Origin of the sequence: Clostridium sp. AF37-5 (genome assembly GCF_003477605.1) — a bacterium.
Lineage (GTDB): Bacteria > Bacillota > Clostridia > Lachnospirales > Lachnospiraceae > Eubacterium_F.
The window spans coordinates 1-1116 of the sequence record NZ_QUDR01000059.1; the positions used below are offsets into that span (position 1 = coordinate 1).

1 protein-coding gene is annotated in these 1116 nt (G+C 41.9%); it reads right to left on the reverse strand.

Features of this window, described 5'->3' with window-relative positions:
• Positions 1–1116, reverse strand: a 1116-nt coding sequence (locus DW019_RS14795) for a flagellin (RefSeq protein WP_207663944.1), incomplete at both ends; no start/stop codon positions are given.

Sequence of the window (1116 nt, forward strand, 5' to 3'; positions counted from 1 at the left end):
CTGATTTGCCTGAGCCAGCATAGAAGTAGCTGCCTGCTGCAAGATGCTCTCTTTCGAGAATCTTGTCATTTCATCTGCCATATCAGTATCACGGATACGGGATTCAGCAGACTGCAGGTTCTCAGATGTGTTGTCATCAACCTTAACGGTGTACTCAAGACGGTTCTGAACCGCACCAAGTTTAGAACGCTCTGTAGTAACGCTCTTAATCATGGTGTCAACGTTGTCAAGAAGACCGGAGATAGCTTTACCATCAACATCAGTAACAGCTACCTTTTTGTTAGCTGCAGCGGCAATATCTGCTTTGAATTTTTTTCCGCCAGCCTTGTCCGCCGTATAACCATATTTCTTCAAAAGTGCTTGTTCATCAGTAGATGGGTCAGCATTATCGAAATCTGTTGTTACTGCATCTGCATCTTCTTTTGTAATTGTAGATCCGTTACCTTGTGCAGCCACATAAGATTCTTTAACTGTAAAGATCTGGCTATTATATTCATACTGGGTTGTATCTTCAACTACTTTTCCGTTTACTTTTGTAGCTTTGTCACTTGCGCTACCAGCGGTTCCTTTTGCAACTGTAGATGTCTTACTTAAATACAAATCAGGATCCCAAGCAGTTGTTTTAATGGTAACATTAATACCCTGAGCATTGTTTGCACCTAACTGCAAATACTGATCTTTGTAGGAACCATCCAACAATTTTTTACGGTTGAACTCTGTATCTGTGTTAATTCTTTCATACTCAGATTTCAAAGTATCAATCTCGTCCTGAATTTTCTGGAAGTCGTTCTCAGCTGTTCCGTCTAATACGCCGGAGTTAGAAGCCTGAACAAGAAGCTCACGCGTTCTCTGCAAAATAGCATGCTGCTGATCCATAGCACCTTCAGCCGTCTGGATAAGAGAAATACCATCCTGTGCGTTGTCAGATGCACGATTCAAGCCGCGAACCTGAGCTCTCATTTTCTCAGAAATAGCAAGACCTGCTGCATCATCCGCTGCACGGTTGATTCTGTAACCACTGGAAAGTTTCTCAGTAGATTTAGCCAAGTTGTTTCCTACGATTCCTAACTGTCTGTTAGCGTTCATTGATGTAATGTTGTGTTGTACGATCATAAT